Source organism: Absiella sp. AM09-50, assembly GCF_003433845.1.
Taxonomy (GTDB): Bacteria; Bacillota_I; Bacilli_A; order Erysipelotrichales; family Erysipelotrichaceae; genus Hoskinsella; species Hoskinsella hominis.
Map to the genome: position 1 here is coordinate 138,418 of NZ_QVFI01000004.1, position 15,530 is coordinate 153,947.

General features: G+C 50.2%; 20 protein-coding genes. 11 read left to right on the plus strand and 9 right to left on the minus strand.

What is annotated here, in order from left to right:
* Positions 1-23: 23 nt before the first annotated feature.
* The 8 genes from DW114_RS05630 to DW114_RS05670 all read right to left on the minus strand — a co-directional run bounded on the left by DW114_RS05630 (position 24) and on the right by DW114_RS05670 (position 8,333).
* On the minus strand, positions 24-419 hold the full coding sequence (locus DW114_RS05630) for a recombinase family protein (protein ID WP_117452806.1): 396 nt from the start codon (positions 417-419) through the stop codon (positions 24-26).
* Positions 416-2,023, minus strand: a complete 1,608-nt coding sequence (locus DW114_RS05635) for a recombinase family protein (protein ID WP_117452807.1) — start codon at positions 2,021-2,023, stop codon at positions 416-418. The genes DW114_RS05630 and DW114_RS05635 overlap by 4 nt, the downstream gene beginning before the upstream one ends.
* Positions 2,024-3,730: a recombinase family protein gene (locus DW114_RS05640; protein ID WP_117452808.1), complete on the minus strand. Its 1,707-nt coding sequence runs from the start codon at positions 3,728-3,730 to the stop codon at positions 2,024-2,026.
* A 15-nt stretch (positions 3,731-3,745) separates the two neighbouring features.
* Positions 3,746-5,380, minus strand: a complete 1,635-nt coding sequence (locus DW114_RS05645; protein WP_117452809.1) for a recombinase family protein — start codon at positions 5,378-5,380, stop codon at positions 3,746-3,748.
* 214 nt (positions 5,381-5,594) lie between these two features.
* A complete protein-coding gene (locus DW114_RS05650) occupies positions 5,595-5,837 on the minus strand; it encodes a DUF6870 family protein (protein WP_117452810.1) in 243 nt (80 codons plus the stop codon).
* Positions 5,838-6,348: 511 nt separating this feature from the next.
* The gene (locus tag DW114_RS05655) at positions 6,349-6,831 is read right to left on the minus strand and encodes a hypothetical protein (RefSeq protein ID WP_117452811.1); all 483 of its coding nucleotides are present in this window, start codon (positions 6,829-6,831) and stop codon (positions 6,349-6,351) included.
* Positions 6,832-7,281: 450 nt separating this feature from the next.
* Positions 7,282-8,010 carry an ImmA/IrrE family metallo-endopeptidase gene (locus DW114_RS05665; RefSeq protein WP_117452812.1) on the minus strand — a complete coding sequence of 243 codons (729 nt, stop codon included), beginning with the start codon at positions 8,008-8,010 and terminating at the stop codon, positions 7,282-7,284.
* Entirely contained in the window at positions 8,007-8,333 is a 327-nt protein-coding gene (locus DW114_RS05670; protein WP_021748079.1) for a hypothetical protein, read from the minus strand. Before DW114_RS05670 ends, DW114_RS05665 begins: the two co-directional genes overlap by 4 nt.
* A 203-nt stretch (positions 8,334-8,536) precedes the next feature.
* Here DW114_RS05670 and DW114_RS05675 point away from each other — a divergent pair, with 203 nt between their 5' ends.
* The 6 genes from DW114_RS05675 (at position 8,537) to DW114_RS05700 (ending at position 11,930) form a co-directional block, all read left to right on the plus strand.
* On the plus strand, positions 8,537-8,965 hold the full coding sequence (locus tag DW114_RS05675) for a helix-turn-helix domain-containing protein (protein WP_005934745.1): 429 nt from the start codon (positions 8,537-8,539) through the stop codon (positions 8,963-8,965).
* A 140-nt stretch (positions 8,966-9,105) separates the two neighbouring features.
* Positions 9,106-9,570, plus strand: a complete 465-nt coding sequence (locus DW114_RS05680; protein WP_233511336.1) for an ImmA/IrrE family metallo-endopeptidase — start codon at positions 9,106-9,108, stop codon at positions 9,568-9,570.
* 24 nt (positions 9,571-9,594) lie between these two features.
* Positions 9,595-10,419 carry a hypothetical protein gene (locus tag DW114_RS05685; protein WP_117452814.1) on the plus strand — a complete coding sequence of 275 codons (825 nt, stop codon included), beginning with the start codon at positions 9,595-9,597 and terminating at the stop codon, positions 10,417-10,419.
* A gap of 33 nt (positions 10,420-10,452) precedes the next feature.
* Positions 10,453-10,758, plus strand: a complete 306-nt coding sequence (locus DW114_RS05690) for a carboxylate--amine ligase (RefSeq protein WP_117452815.1) — start codon at positions 10,453-10,455, stop codon at positions 10,756-10,758.
* The gene (locus tag DW114_RS05695) at positions 10,758-11,444 is read left to right on the plus strand and encodes a hypothetical protein (RefSeq protein WP_117452816.1); all 687 of its coding nucleotides are present in this window, start codon (positions 10,758-10,760) and stop codon (positions 11,442-11,444) included. The genes DW114_RS05690 and DW114_RS05695 overlap by 1 nt, the downstream gene beginning before the upstream one ends.
* Before the next feature lie 6 nt (positions 11,445-11,450).
* Positions 11,451-11,930, plus strand: a complete 480-nt coding sequence (locus tag DW114_RS05700; RefSeq protein ID WP_117452817.1) for a flavodoxin — start codon at positions 11,451-11,453, stop codon at positions 11,928-11,930.
* A gap of 83 nt (positions 11,931-12,013) precedes the next feature.
* On the opposite strand, the gene DW114_RS05705 is transcribed toward DW114_RS05700, so the two are convergent.
* Entirely contained in the window at positions 12,014-12,580 is a 567-nt protein-coding gene (locus tag DW114_RS05705; RefSeq protein WP_117452818.1) for a flavin reductase family protein, read from the minus strand.
* Between the two features lie 120 nt (positions 12,581-12,700).
* On the opposite strand from DW114_RS05705, the gene DW114_RS05710 reads away from it, so the two are divergent.
* The 5 genes from DW114_RS05710 to catA are packed head-to-tail and all read left to right on the plus strand — an operon-like array spanning position 12,701 to position 15,529.
* Complete coding sequence (locus DW114_RS05710; RefSeq protein WP_117452819.1) at positions 12,701-13,039, plus strand: winged helix-turn-helix transcriptional regulator; 339 nt, start codon at positions 12,701-12,703, stop codon at positions 13,037-13,039.
* 36 nt (positions 13,040-13,075) lie between these two features.
* Entirely contained in the window at positions 13,076-13,285 is a 210-nt protein-coding gene (locus DW114_RS05715; RefSeq protein WP_117452820.1) for a hypothetical protein, read from the plus strand.
* Between the two features lie 20 nt (positions 13,286-13,305).
* Positions 13,306-13,827, plus strand: coding sequence for an SRPBCC family protein (locus DW114_RS05720; RefSeq protein ID WP_110441594.1), 522 nt, complete (start codon positions 13,306-13,308; stop codon positions 13,825-13,827).
* 20 nt (positions 13,828-13,847) lie between these two features.
* On the plus strand, positions 13,848-14,885 hold the full coding sequence (locus DW114_RS05725) for an O-acetyl-ADP-ribose deacetylase (protein WP_117452821.1): 1,038 nt from the start codon (positions 13,848-13,850) through the stop codon (positions 14,883-14,885).
* A gap of 20 nt (positions 14,886-14,905) precedes the next feature.
* A complete protein-coding gene (gene catA, locus DW114_RS05730) occupies positions 14,906-15,529 on the plus strand; it encodes a type A chloramphenicol O-acetyltransferase (RefSeq protein ID WP_117452871.1) in 624 nt (207 codons plus the stop codon).
* The last annotated feature ends 1 nt before the right edge of the window (position 15,530 follow it).

Sequence of the window (15,530 nt, forward strand, 5' to 3'; positions counted from 1 at the left end):
CCCGTGAACGGCTTGCGTTTTCTCTATGCTCTTTTGCCGTTCTTTGTGCGACGTTTCTTATACGCCGCCGCAAATGCCTCCATCATCGGAGTGACCGGAAGCTCGTTGTCAGGCTTGGACAGATACTCTAACCGGATGCCATTCTCCTTGAATTTTCGCTCAAACCTCATGAAAGAGGAAGCGTCCCGGCTGATCCGCGAAGCGTCACGGGTAAGGATTGCACCGATGCCCTGACGCTTGGCTTCGTTCATCAAGAAGTTCATGATGCCTTCCGTATGGACGCCGGAGATGCCGTCTGCGGCAACCGCAGCAGCTACCTCATAGCCCTTGTCCTTCGCATAGCGTTCCAGCTCTTCCCGCTGATTTGCCGCCGCAAGCTGATCCGCACAGGCAACACGGATATAAAGAAATACTTTCATTTGGCTTCTCCTTCTGATGTATTGAGGAAGTCCTTGAACTTCCAGACGATTTCTATGTTGTCAAGATCGTAAATGTAGACCGCAGAAATGAATGCGTGGGTCAGCTCATAGGTCAGAGCTTTGCAGTCGGCGTACTGTTCGCAGACCGCATCCAGCTTTTCATCTGAACAGGCGGTCTCGGAGTCAAGCTCCTTCATCCGCTCGTGACTGCGCTGGATTACTCCATCGTTTTCAGCAATCTTCACATCCGTTGCCGCCTTCTGCTGAATGTACGCCTCCTTCGTGATGCTTCCGGCTGCATACTTCTCGTAGAGCCTCAGCTTGGACGCCTTGTGCTGCTCGTTCTGCTTTTGCAGAGTGCGGATTTTATCAGCACATTCCTTGATGGCAGATTTCCGCAGATCACCGACTTCGCGGTTCTGCATTGCTTCCTTCTGTGCCAAAGCAAGAAACTGAGTAAGGGCATGGAAGACAACCTTCTCAATATCCATTTCCGGAAAGCTCCTGCCAACCGGACAGTCTGTGTTTCCGTTGTTGACCGAGTGAATGCACTGGAAGTATCGAATGCCAGCCTTGTTCTTTCGGCGTGTCATAGCACGTTTACAGTTACCGCAGCGGACGAGTCCCTTGAGCGGATAGTCATGCTGCTTGCGCGTGGGATTCCGTCCTCCGCCTCGAATGACCTTCTGAGCAAGCTCAAAGTCTTCCTTGCTGATAATCGCTTCATGCGTACCTTCTACGATAATCGGCTCATTGACAACACGCTTTTTTGAGCCGACACCGCAGGACTTCATTTTGCGGCTGACCAGTGTTCCGGTGTAAACAAGGTTTTTGAGGATGTTATAGACCATCACGGTTTCCCAACTGATTTTCTCGCTCATGTTACTGAACTTCTTCTTGTCGGGATGCTTGCTCTTGAAGTATTGCCCCGGTGTCGGGATGCCGTCATCATTCAGGCTGCGGGCGATTTGAGAGGTGTTGCTGCCTTCCAGCGCCTCACGGAAAATACGACGGATCACATCAGCTGCCTCCGGGTCTACGGCAAGTTTGTTCCGAATGGTTGGATGCAGGACGTAGCCGTATGGAGCGTAGCCACCGACATACTTGCCTTGCTTCATCATCTGGATTTTTGCCGATGTGGTCTTTACGGAGAGGTCTTTGCTGTATGCCGCATAGATGATGCTGCGCATAACCACTTCCAGACCGCCCGTTGTGCCTTTGTAATCGTCGCTGTCATAGCCGTCGTTGATGGAAATAAAGCGGACGCCCATGAACGGAAAGGTGCATTCCAGATAGTTTCCCGTTTCAATGTAGTCACGAGAAAAGCGGGATAAGTCTTTGACGCAGATCAGGTTAATCTCCCCGCGCTTGACCTTCTCCATCATCTGCGTGAACTGAGGACGGTGAAAGTTCGTGCCGGTATAACCGTCATCCGCAAACTCAGATCGCTGACAGTGAGACAACTCCGGATGATTGTCGAGAAAGCGATTGATGAGCATACGCTGGTTGCCGATGCTGTCACTTTCCGCCTTGCTGCCATAGCCGGTATCTTCATCAGCCATTGAGAGGCGGATGTAGATGCCGATGTTGTATTCCTTGCTCATTTACATCGCCTCCTGTACTTCCTTGATACTCTGAACGGTCAGAGCGTAAATATCGCCGTATTTCATGACCAGCTCGATTGAACCGCCCTCATGGACTTTCACAAGCTCTACGGACTCGTCAACTAACTCCTGAGAGAGCTTTTCTGCACCGCTGACGGATTTCATCAGTGTGAGCCACTTATTGTCCTCGGACATTGCTTCGGCAAACTTGACCTTCCGCTGAACTGCTTCATCCAGCCGCCGGGAAAGGTCGGCATACTGCTCATCGTAGGCTTTTTTGGCAAAGGCGTATTCCTCTTCATCGAGAATGCCTTCCGTGAAGTCCTCGTAGAGCCGGGTGCGTTTCTTGGAGACGCCGCTGAGTTTCAGATTCAGGCTCGTAATGAGCGCATTTTGTTGATCGCGGATGCTGCGTTCACCTTCGCTGTTTCTCAGCTTGGCAAGCAGCTTGTCGTAATTGAGAGCTGCCTTGACTTGAAGCTGGATCGCCGCAAGCACATCGGCTTCGAGTGTGTCCTGCCGCGTATAGTGTGGCGTACAGAGATTGCCTCGCTTGACGGATGAGCTGCACTCATAGAAGGCGTACCATGCGCCGTCCTTGCGCTTGTCTACGCGCTTGCGATGGAAATAGAGCTTCCTGCCACAGTCTGCGCAGACGATTCTGTCTTCAAAGAGATTGACCAGTGTAGCGCGAATTTCCTCCGTGCGCTCCATCTTCTCAACCCTTGTCCTTGCAGCAGCGTTCCGCATTTCTCGTACCTTCTGGAAGTCCTCACGGGAGATAATCGCCTCGTGAGTATTGGGAAAAACAATCCATTCCTCGCGGTCGATATGCTGATTCTTGACGCCCTTATAGATGGCGTTCAGCGTCCGTCCGAGAACGGTATCTCCGACGTAATGGGGATTATCCAGAATGGTAGTGAGTGAAGATTTGTTCCAAATCTTCTTTGCCGTAGCATTGCCTGTGCGGACGCCGACCTGATACTTCTGAAACTCCGGATTGGGCGCGTTCATGGCATCAAGCCGGTCTGCAATCGCCGGAAGGGACAGCCCTTCAATCTTCCATTGGAAAATCTTCCGGACAATCGGTGCGGTTTCCTCATCGAAAACCATATTGCAGTGTTCTTCATCCCAGCGGTAGCCATACGGGAGATTGCGCTTCTTGAACTCTCCGCTTTCCATCTGCGCCTTGAGCGCAGTAGAAACCTTGCGGGAGATGTCCTTCGAGTAGAGGGTGTTGATCATGTTTTGCAGAGGGATGATGAGGCTTTCGCCGGAGCCGTCCGTATCAAAGTTGTCGTAGTTTTCCTTGATGGCGATAAACCGAAGCCCGATCTGCGGAAAGACCCGTTCCAGATAGGTTCCTGCCTCGATGTAGTCTCGCCCGAACCGGCTGAGATCACGAACCACAAGGCACTTGATCCTGCCGGTGCGGATGTCGTTCATCAGACGGTTGAACTCCGGTCTATCAAAAACCGTACCCGTTCGTCCGTTATCCACATAGGTATCTATCAGATTCAGGTAGGGACGCTCTGCAATGTACGACTTGCAAATCTCAATCTGATTTGCGATGACATCCACCTTTTCAGACTTGCCGCTGTTTTCAACGGAAAGACGGGCATAGATGGCTGTTGAGAAGACCTCGGAAGAGACAGATTCGATAACCGGCTCTTCGACTGCAATTTGCTTTCTGCTTTTTCTTGCCATTTGCTCATCCCTCCTTTATACGGCAATATCCAGTTCATCGGCATAGCCGAGAACGTATTCAATCGTCTGCTGGTATTCATCCCTGTATTTGAAGACGATTTCGATTGCATGGTTTTCGTGAATCAGGATGCGGTCAACCAACGACATCAGCACACGGCGGTTCAGCTCTTCGACGTTTTCATACTGCTTGAAAAGCGTTACCCAGTTCCGTTCAGTCGTACCGGTTGTCACCGTTTGCTTCATTTCTTTTTTGACCCGCAGAAGTGCCTCCTGTTTGTCCTCAATGATTTTGGTGTAGCTGCTGCGGAACTCGAAGTATTCCGATTTATCAATGACGCCGCCGATGAAGTTCTCGTAAAGCCCCAGCTTGAGCTTTTGGTACCGTTCAATCTCTTCCTCGATTTTGGCGATCTGGGCTTCGTAATTGAAAGCCTTACGGCTCTGAGACGGAAGCCGCTCTATCATCGCAAGCGCGTGTTCCAGATTGATGACAAGCTCGATCTGGTCATGAATGGCACGGAAGACCTTCTCTTCAACCTCTTTTGCGGCGATGCTGTGCGGGCTGCACGTCCGGCTGTGCTTATTGGTGGAGCAGACGTAGTAGATATACTTTTTCGTCTTCGACGGGACGGTCTTGCGGATCATTGGCTGCTGACAGTCTCCGCAGAACAGAAAACCGGAAAACAGATGCGCTTCGTCCTGATCGGGCGAACAGCGCATATCCCGCTGCATCATGACCTTGACTGCCATGAAGTCCTCGTAGGACACAAGAGCTTCATGCGCATTTTCTACCTTGACCCACTCGGATTCATCCTTGCTTTTCACAACGCGGACTTTGTAGTTGGGAGTGCCGCGCTTGCCTTGCGCCAGAACGCCGATATAAACCTCGTTGGTGAGAATACGCTGGACAGCTTTGTATGTCCATTTTGCGGTATCGCCGGTCTTGAAGACGGTATCAAACTTCACACCGGCGGAATGCTTGTATTCCATTGGGGACAGGACGCCCATCTGGTTCAGACGCTTTGCAATACGTCCGATGGAGAAGCCGTCCTTGTACATGGAAAAGATCATCTGCACATATTCGCTGACCGCTTCATCCACGATGAGCTGGTTTTTGTTCTCCGGCGATTTCATGTAGCCGTAAGGCGCGAACGAGCCGACGAACTCACCGCTCTTCTGCTTGACTTCCAAACTGCTTCGGATTTTCATGGAGATGTCCTTGCAGTAAGAATCGTTAATCAGGTTTTTGAACGGGATAACAAAGGAGTCGGACTGCGGATCACCGGTCAGACTGTCATACGCATCATTGATTGCGATGAAGCGAATGCCGAGCTGCGGGAATATCTTCTCAATGTAACGTCCACCGTCGATGTAGTTTCTTGAGAAGCGGCTGAGATCCTTGACCACGATGCAGTCAAGCGCACCCTTGCGGATTGCCTCTTCCAGCTTTTTGAACTGAGGACGATTGAAGGAAACGCCGCTGTACCCGTCATCAACAAACGGCTCACAGACCAGCTCCAAATCGTCGTGCCTTGCGATATAGTCCTCGCAGATGGCTCTCTGGCTGGCGATGGAGTTGCTTTCTACTTTGTCTCCATCCTCACGGGACAGACGGCAGTAGATCGCCGTGCGGTAAACCTTATCTGGCATAAAAATAACCTCCGTTTTTCTGTTTGGTGTGGTACATCAAATCAGAAAGACGAAGGCTTGCTTCAACTCTTATGAAGAGAAACACGAAAGCGCCACATGACCATCAGGGCAAGCGGCTTAATCCGTATTCTTCTTTTTTTGACCGATTTCATTATACCACAGGCTCAATCGCTTGTCCATAGAACCGGGCGAAAAGATTCAGACTGTTCATAAATCAAAGACCTCTCAGATAGTGTTCCAGACAATCTTCCATTGTTGTGTCCGTCTCGGCGAAGCTGATCTTCACCACTGTCTTCCCGTCCAGATAACAATAGGGATTTCTGATCTGCTTGATGAACTCCCTCAGCCTGTCCTCTCGCGGTGCCGCAGGATCAAGCCGGACGCTGCTTCTCTGAACGAGTGTGCTTCGGTCAACCGTTTTCGGGCTGACGTTTTTCATTGTTTCAATGCCCATCATATTCTAAGCACCTCCTGTTTCGTAGAACTATTCAGGACAAAAGGATATGGCAGAGCATCTTGTGAAGACACTCTGCCACATAGTTTTCATCCTGAAACTATATTGTAAGTTTCTTTTGGGTTTGTTTCGTTGTCCGGCATATTTGCAGCTCGCGCCCCTGCCAGAAGAACTTTGCAGTTCCGGGAATGCTGCGGACTACCAACGGTTAATCGGTATCATGGGACTCTCACCCCTCCGAGGATCGCTCCGAGCCGCCCCTTCAAAGAAAAGACGGAAGTATCATTATACCCGGCATCTGCATCGTCGCAAGCAGCCGCACCACACGGCTGTTATAGCTCTCCGGAGGTCGCTCACTCCCTTTTGGGAGGTCTTGGCGTCGGAAGCTGTGTTGCTTCGCAGAAGCGGAAAGATCCGCAGCACTGAACTATTCAGTTTTCAAGGAACAGCGAAGTGGTCTGATTGACCCTTTCACTTTACAACGGACATCTTTTTGCCGTTTGTTGAGTACCGCTCAAAAAATTCTTTGAAATTTTTTCTGCACCGCTGCTTTGAGGTCAAATGCAGCTCTGATGCCGATGCCTTTCCTTCGGGCAAACTCTCGAAGAGTCAGTCCTTCACGGGTCATCGCAAGATACAATTCGCGCTGCTTCTCTGTCAGAATGGAAAGAAGCTCCTTCTCTTTGAGGGCGGTGATCAGTTCCTCCATGCAGTCGCGGGAGTCTGCCAGCCATGCAGCGGACTTCACATCGTCCTCCGGCATAGCGTCAAGGGACAGCACGGTATCAGAAATTTTCTCTGCGCCGTCCTCATCCTCAGAGCTGTTGTCAGAGCCATACGAGCGTCTGATCCGCTTTTCCTCTGCGCGAAGGATTCTCATAACCTTGCGGTCAACCTCGGAAACTTCGCCGGTTCGTTTCACGCGCACCATGCACTTGCCGTCCTCCGTAGTCCAGAGGTCGTAATCGAACGCGATAGGGGTTTTAGGGATTTTCATTGTTCATCCTTTCCGCTGCGCGGGAGCAGCGGGAAGGGTGAAGACAGAAAAAGAGCCGCATGACGGTGAGGTTTGAATCCCATGCCGATAAAACAGAGCAATTAAACTCTGTCTCATGCGGCATTAGGATGACTTCACCTATCAGGCGGCTCCACAGCTCAGCTATGACATATATTTTATTTTAGAACAGAGGCTTGTCCTCCGGTTCTTACTTGGTACGCGGTCGCAGTCTTCTCATATTCAGCACATCAAAGACTGTGATCCGCCCGCATTTCTTGCACTTGGATTCTACATGACCCCTCGTGTCCTCGTAGACAGCAATGGCATTATGCTGACAATAGGGACATTTCAGGTATCGGGGCTTCTGCTGGGAAATGGCAACTCTTGCCCTGCGGATTTTTTCGATCAGCTCCGGCGTCGGTTCCTGAACCCGAATGGATGCTCTCTTCATTACCACACCTCCAATGGGTCAACATACTCACTGAATGGACGATCTACCATGTAGCCGAGCTGACGAAGGCGGATAGACGCCGTTGTCTTGGAGACACCGAACAACCGGCAGAAAAGGCGCAGCGTTAAGTGATCACCATACGAATACCTCCCCTCGTAATTGATCAGCGGCGTTTCTGCAAACCGACGCATTGCCAGGTCAACCTCTTTTTGAGGAAGCAGGATCGCCGCGCCCAAGACATTTGCTTGCCACTCGTTCCAGTCCTCACGGGTTTTTAGCTCTCGCGGCGTATAAGCAGTCCGTGCGGAATATCTCATCTCGCAGGATGCCTTTACCTCTTCCGATTCCAGTTGGAAGAGAATCTGATGGGCGCACTCGTGGGCAAGGGTAAATCTGCGCTTGGCGCAGAGCCGCTGCACGTTGCCGGATCGAATGAAGCTCTCGTCCAAGATGACCTGATTACGCTTCAAAGCCAGTGTGCGCGTAATGCCAAGCTCCGTGATCTTGTACTCAGTGTCGGCATAGGCAGTGACACCGCAGATGCTTCCATCCGGCGAGAGACGGGCGAATGATACGCGAAGACCGAGATAATTCTTTGCAAACTGATCAATGGGTGTTGGCAAAGCTGATCGGTCGGGCTTGTCCGCCTCATCCCCGAAAAAGAACCGATTGAAGTCCTTTGTTGTTGAGGCTGCAATTTCTTCAAGTTGGCGCTGGGATAAAATCATGAGCAGTTGTCCTCCTTTGCTTCGACGAACCACTTGTCTCCTTCGTGAAAAAGAAATGACTCCTTTCCGCGAATCTGAACTGTGTAACGGATGCCTCCGCCCCCAACCTTCTTGGATGTGGCGCGGCATTTGTAAAGAATCTGGTCGATTTGAAAGATCACACCGTTGTCCCACCAGATAAGGCGAGGGAGGATTGCCCCCTCCTTGTCCACATCCAGCGTAACCGGGACGTATGCTTTTCTGTACTGTGTAGCCATTTGCGTTTTTCTCACTCCTGTTCCCTTATACCGGTGTATGCCAGTACGGATGATCTTCGGCAGCATAAATGCCTGTCCATTTGAACTGCTCAAAAGATGTAACTTTTTCGTGTACAACTACTCATGCCCCTTGACAGGATGAGCAATTCAGGATATACTATGAGTAGTTGGATTGCTCAGTCATTATTATACGCACTTCAAGTGCCTTTGTCAATAGACTTGCGCAATTTGATGTCGCAAACTTTTTGTGAACAGGAGTGATTACCAAAATGACGTTTGGAGAGAAATTCAAGGCTGAACGGGAGAAGCGGAAGCTGACCCAGCAGGAAGTAGCCGATGCACTGGGAATCAACAGACGTATGATTACCCGGTACGAGAACGGCATTTCCTTTCCCCGTACCAAGGACGCTTACAGAAAAATCGCGGAATACTTCAAGGTGGATGTGAACTATCTGCTGACCGAGGACGAAGAGTTTGTGGTTCAGGCATCCGAGCAGTACGGCTCCCGTGGCATGAAACAGGCAAAGGACCTGATTGAAGGGATGTCCGGCTTGTTTGCGGGCGGTACGCTGTCTGAGCAGGACAAGGATGCGGTGATGAAGGCGTTGCAGGATATATATTGGGAATCCAAAGCCCGGAATGTTGAGAAATACACGCCGAAGAAATACAAGAAGACCGGTACGGACGCAGAGGAATAACTGTCTGCGTCTCGGTTTCTTGACGGATTTACTTTGACTGTTTTCAACATGAAAGGGGTGAAGCTCCCGTGATAATTCGCTCCGAGGAAATATACAAAAAGGCGAACAGCATTGTCAAAAGCTGTGGAACAAGAGATACCTTGAAGATTGCCCGTGAGCTGGGCATTCATCTCCATTTTCTTGACAATCTGAACGATCTGCTCGGAATGTACACCTACCGCCATAAAGAGCGGCATATTCTTCTGAACTCCAGCATGGAGTATCTGATCATGCAAATGGTTTGCGGTCACGAGATCGGGCATGATACCTTTCACCGTGATCTTGCCAAAGGAAACGAACCGCTCCCGGAGTTCGTGCTGTTCGATATGCGCACAAAACACGAATATGAGGCGAATGCGTTTGCCTCACACCTGATCATTGACGATGATGAGCTGATTGACCTGATGAAGCAGGACTACGATGTGGTGCAGCTTTCTGCTGCAATGGGAACAAACATCAACCTGATGCTGATCAAGCTCAACGAGCTGAACCGCATGGGCTGGCAGCTCAACTTGCCGTATGTGCCGCACTCTGACTTCCTGAGAAATGTCAGACCGGAGGGGTGAATGAGGATGAAGGATAGTAATTAGATGAACAACAACGACTATAAAGAAGCCCTTTTCTATGCCGCTTCCATCTTTAACGAGCGCATGGGAACGGAGTTCAGCGAGGACAACCTTGTGCTGTGCTGCTTTCAGACGGAAAATCAGCAGGGAGTCTTTGAACAGTTCTGCAAGCAGTATTTCCCTGATCGGCTGGAAGACCGCTATACAGAGGACGGCTATTTTGACTTTCATGCCTCTGCCTTCGTCGGTAAAGGAGGCGGCGTTGATGGAATCCTTCTGCGGACAGACATTGCGCGTTATCCGGCAGAGTTGAAGCACATTCTTCTGCATGAGCTGGCGCATATCTTCTGCACCCGCAACGAGCTTGGCGGGGATAACTTCTATGAACGATACTGCATGGACGATACCATCAGCCGCGAAGAGGACGGAACCATTAACGCCGGATATGCGGTCTGGCGGGAACTCGCTGCGGAGCTGATTGCATTTGAGCTTGATGACAACTGCGATGTAGTTCCGCTTCGACGCAAGAAAGACCTACTCAGCTATTACGAAGGAGAACTCCTGACCGGCAACGGGAAAATGGGCGTCAGCATGATTCTCTGCGAGGTGATGACCAGTGCTGAGGGCGAAGCGTCTATGACATGGGACGCTGCCAAAAGCAAGTTTGCACGGTTCAAGCCCTTTGATGATCCACTGTACAGGGACTTGCTGGAACTGGTTTTCACACATATTAGAGAATACTTTATCGTGATCGACCGCGAATTTATCTATGAAATTGGAGTTTTGTATCTGAGCATCGCCGCACAAGCGATGATTGCGTCCCTAAAGAACAGATTTCAGGAAGAATAGACAGACCGATAGAGAGAAAGGACGGGCAATGATATGAAATACAAGCTGTTTCGCTCCCCCGGTAATCTGGACAAGGCAGTCCGGAAGCACGAACTGGTTGCCGTGGAAACCGGCAAGAACATTGATGATGTAGCAGACGCGCTTATCCGTGCCGTTCGGGATGATCTTGCGGAAATGCCGGAATATGCGCACTGTGAAACCGCTGCGTATGCACCGGAGCCGGTTCAGGAGCATCGCCGCGTGAGACGTTATCAGTATGAAATGATGGGTATTGTTTACCCGCAGTATGCGGAGAAAAATATCCTGATTGATTATGGCGTGATTGAAGAGGCAGAGTAATGTCAGAGCGAGATGTCGGACAACTGCATAGTGCCGATGACTTGATTGCCGCCGTCGAGCAATGCGGCTTTCTGCCCTTCTTTCGGAACGAGATTCCCGGCTTCTCCATCGAGGAACTTTGCCCACCTGAGTTATGGTTTGCGGATGATGTAGATGGTCCGTGGGAATGGAAAGGACCGGCTGCGCGGAGCGGCAAATGTCTCTATGGCAAGCTCTTCAACAAGAAGGCTGGCTTTGTGAGCCGAGAGTGGATACCGGACTTCGCAAACTTCCGGCGTGACGGCTATGACTTTGACGCCCGTTGGGATGACGGCTTGGCGTCCTACAAAGACAAGGAGCTTTATGAAGCCATAGCCGGTGAAGGCAGGATGCTTTCCAAACGGCTGAAAGAGGCTCTGAACTACCGCAAGGGCGGCAACACCGGCTTTGAGACGTGTATCACGAGACTGCAAATGCAGAGCTATGTCTGCATTGCGGATTTCGTCTATATGCAGGATAGGTACGGAAGACCTTATGGCTGGGGTGTCGCGGAATATGCGACGCCGGAAGAGCTTTTCGGGTACGACTTTATCACCTCCGCCTATCAGCGAGACCCGCAGGAATCCAAAGAGTGCATGATGCAGCATCTTTCCTCCATCCTGCCGGGTGCGTCCGCACAGCAGCTTACGAAGATATTGAAAGGATAAAACAAGATGAGCAAGAAACTTGTAGCATATTTTTCTGCGTCCGGCGTGACTGCAAAGGTAGCCGAGACGCTGGCAGAGGCAATCGGCGCGGACATCTTTGAGATTGAGCCGAAGGTGCCTTACACGGAAGTGGATTTGAACTGGATAGACAAGAAAGCCCGCAGTACGATTGAAATGAACAATCCCGCCTCACGACCGGAAATTGCCGTGAAACGGGACAACATGAAGAACTATGATATAATCTTTGTGGGCTTCCCGATCTGGTGGTACGTTGCGCCGACGATTATCAATACGTTCCTTGAGAGCTATGACCTGACTGGCAAGACGATCATCCCGTTTGCGACCTCCGGCGGAAGCGACATCGGCAAGACGAACGAGCGGCTTATGCCGAGCTGCAAAGGTGCAAAGCTGCTGGAAGGCAAGGTCTTCAAGAGCAGCGTCGGGCATCAGGAGCTTGCGGCATGGGTTGAAGGACTTGAACTTTGAAAAGAGTACAAATGAGAATTTGCGAAATCCTCATATTTTAAGAAGGAGCCTTCGCTTATGCGAAAGCTCCTTTTCTACACACCTTACTTTTTCAGCTTTAAGCCATCTCGGAATGCTTCGCCCACACGCTCGGTGACTTTATAATAGCCGTGGGTGTAGGGGTCAAATGCGATAGCGTTGACCTTAGACATATCAATTTTTCCATCCACTATAACGCTCTCATCGGCAGTGACATTGACCACCTTGCCGATGACGCCGCATCCGTATTCATTGTTCTGATACTCGATGAACCTGCACTCCAGGCAGATCGGGAACTCGTTGATGACAGGGGCATCTACGGTTTCTGCTTTGCTGGCGGTCAGACCGCTGCGGGCAAATTTATTGGCGACCTTATTGCCGGACTCTACGCCGAAATAGTCTGCTTCCACTATGTGGGCAGCATCGGCAATGCTGACGGTGAATGCTCCCCGTGCCTTGATGTTCTGTACGGTCTTGTGTGTCTCGGTGAGGTTCAGAACAACGGTGTCCCGCTCCTGCATGGTGCCCCATGCGGCGTTCATGACATTCACGCTGCCGTCCTCGTTATAAGTCGCAACCATCAGAACCGGCATGGGGAAAATGCCTTCGGTGATTTTCAGTTTTGTTCTCATGATAACTTCTCCTTGTGATCAGATTGACAGGACTGTTCATCCTGCTTATAATTATAACCGAGTAAAGCAGAAATTCAAGTACTGACTATTATGATAGGTACTATCTTAGGAAAAAGTGAAATGATAAAGAATTATATCGAGAACGCCAATTTTGAGGACACCGGCTTTGCCTACACGCTGTCGCTGATCTCCGGCAAGCACAAGATGGTCATTCTTTACTGCCTGATGGAGTTTGAGACGGTGCGATTCAATGAGCTGAAACGGTATCTGAAAACCATTTCCGACAAGACTCTCAGCACGAATCTCAAGGAGATGGAAGCAGACAAACTGATCGTCCGCACTGAGTATCCGCAGATCCCGCCGAAGGTGGAATATGCGCTTTCGGAGCGTGGGAAATCGCTGATGACTGTGCTGGATCAGCTCTGTATCTGGGGCGAAGAGAATCGACTGACAGAGTGACAACTTTTACTTTAACGAACAGGAGATGATGATCGCATGAAAATCCTATATGAACTGTCCTGGCTATGGGAAACGCTGGGCATTGCACTTGTGGCTGCGGCTGTCTGCATGGCTTGCGCTGCGCTGATCTGCAAGGCAACGAAGAAGAAACTCAGCAAAAAGCTGTTGGCTGCCATCGGAGCAGCGGCATTTGTGGGCGCGATTCTGGCGGTCATTCTGATCGCCCGGACACCGATGCCGCTTTGACAGAATAGGAGAAACTGACAATGATTGTTCTTACAGAGCAGATAGAGATTCCGGCTTCCTATGAAAAATTAAAGGCATGGACTGCTAACTTTGAGGAAGAGTTTGTGAAATGGAGTCCCTACCACATCGAATGCAATCTCTATAACGGAAACTATAACGCAGGAAGCAAGATCCGCTTCCGCGAGATCGTCATGGGGCTGGACTACGATGTGACCGGCACAATTACGGAATGCGAACAGGATGAGAACCACTTCCGCATTGTATTCCGGAGCGACAAGAAAACGGCGTTCATCACCTTTGAAGGGAAAAGAACCAAAACAGGATGCCATTTCTCTCACACCGAGGCTTTCGGCATGACCACGCCGGTAATTGGGGCGATCATGAACTTCCTGATCTTCAAGGTGTTTTTCAGGAAAAAGGCAAACTGGCAGCTTATCCGGGATGATATGATTCTGGATAACAGGTATTTATATGACATTCTGACCGAAGGAAAATACCCGGAAAGAATCCCGCTGGACAAACTGCTGACCGGCGCGAAGTAACCGAATGGGAGGGCTTGATCATGCCGCTTCAAATTGTCAGGAATGACATCACAAAAATGAAGGTGGACGCCATCGTCAACGCTGCCAACGAGTCACTGCTGGGTGGTGGCGGTGTGGACGGCTGCATCCATCGCGCTGCAGGACCGGAGCTGCTGGCAGAATGTGAAACGCTCCACGGCTGCGAAACCGGGAGCGCAAAAATCACGAAGGGCTACAAGCTGCCCTGCAAATATGTCATTCACGCTGTCGGTCCGCGCTGGTTGGGCGGTCAGCGTGGAGAGCGCGAGAGGCTGATTTCCTGTTACCGCACCGCCCTCTCTCTGGCGAAGGAATACGGATGCGAGTCGGTTGCGTTCCCGCTGATTTCCTCCGGCATTTTTGGCTATCCGAAGGATCAGGCTCTCAAGGTTGCGATTGACACCATCAGCAGCTTCCTTCTTGAAAACGATATGACGGTGTACATCGTCATTTTCGACCGCAAAGCCTACCAGATCAGCAGCAAGCTGTTTGCTGATATTGCAGCGTACATAGATGACCGCTATGTGGACGAGCATACCGATAGTCGTTCCGAGCGTCTGCGCAGAATGAGTGCCTTCCGAATGGAAGAGCCGATGCCTTGTGAGTCACCCGTTTACGATGAGGCTATTGAAAAGCTCACAGCTCCTATGGCAGTCAGCTCCGAGAAGGCGGCAACTCTTGACGATGCACTGGGACAGATCGATGAGAGCTTTTCGGAGATGTTGCTGCGGAAGATTGATGAACGCGGCATGACGGACGCACAGTGCTACAAGAAGGCGAATATTGACCGGAAGCTCTTCTCGAAGATCCGCTTGGACAAGTCCTACAAGCCTTCCAAACCCACCGTTATTGCCTTTGCCATCGCCCTTGAGCTGCCGCTTGCGGAAATGAAGGATATGCTCATGAAGGCGGGCTTTGCACTCTCCCACTCCAACAAGTTTGACATCATCGTGGAGTATTTTGTGGAGCATGGGAACTATAACGTCTTTGAGATCAACGAGGCTCTGTTTGCCTTTGACCAGAGTCTCATAGGTGCATAAGGAGAACAACGATGAAGAGGATGGTATTTGAAGTAATTGATATAAACGGATGGAAGCGACGCGAGTATTTTGAACACTACTTTACAAATATACCCTGCACATACAGTATGACTGTTAAATTGGATATTACGCAAATAAAGAAGAAGCGAATGAAGCTATACCCTGCGATGCTTTATTATCTTACAACGATCGTAAACCGTCATTCAGAGTTTAGAACGGCAATCAACCAAGCGGGTGAGCTGGGGATATATGACGAGATGATACCCAGCTATACCGTATTTCACGAGGACACAGAGACATTTTCTAACCTTTGGACTGAATATGTGCCGGAAATCGAAGCATTTTCAAGGGCTTATGAAAACGATATTCAGCTGTATGGAAGCAATCATGGCATGACAGGAAAACCGGATGTTCCGGAAAATGTTTTTACGGTATCTATGATACCATGGTCAACATTTGAGAGTTTTAATTTGAACTTGCAGAAAGGGTATAGTTATTTGATTCCCATTTTCACCTTGGGAAAATATTTTGAGGAAGATGGGAAAATTTTGCTTCCTTTAGCAGTTCAGGTTCATCATGCGGTATGTGACGGATTTCATGTCTGCCGGTTTGTCAATGAACTGCAAGAATTGATAAACAGTTAAC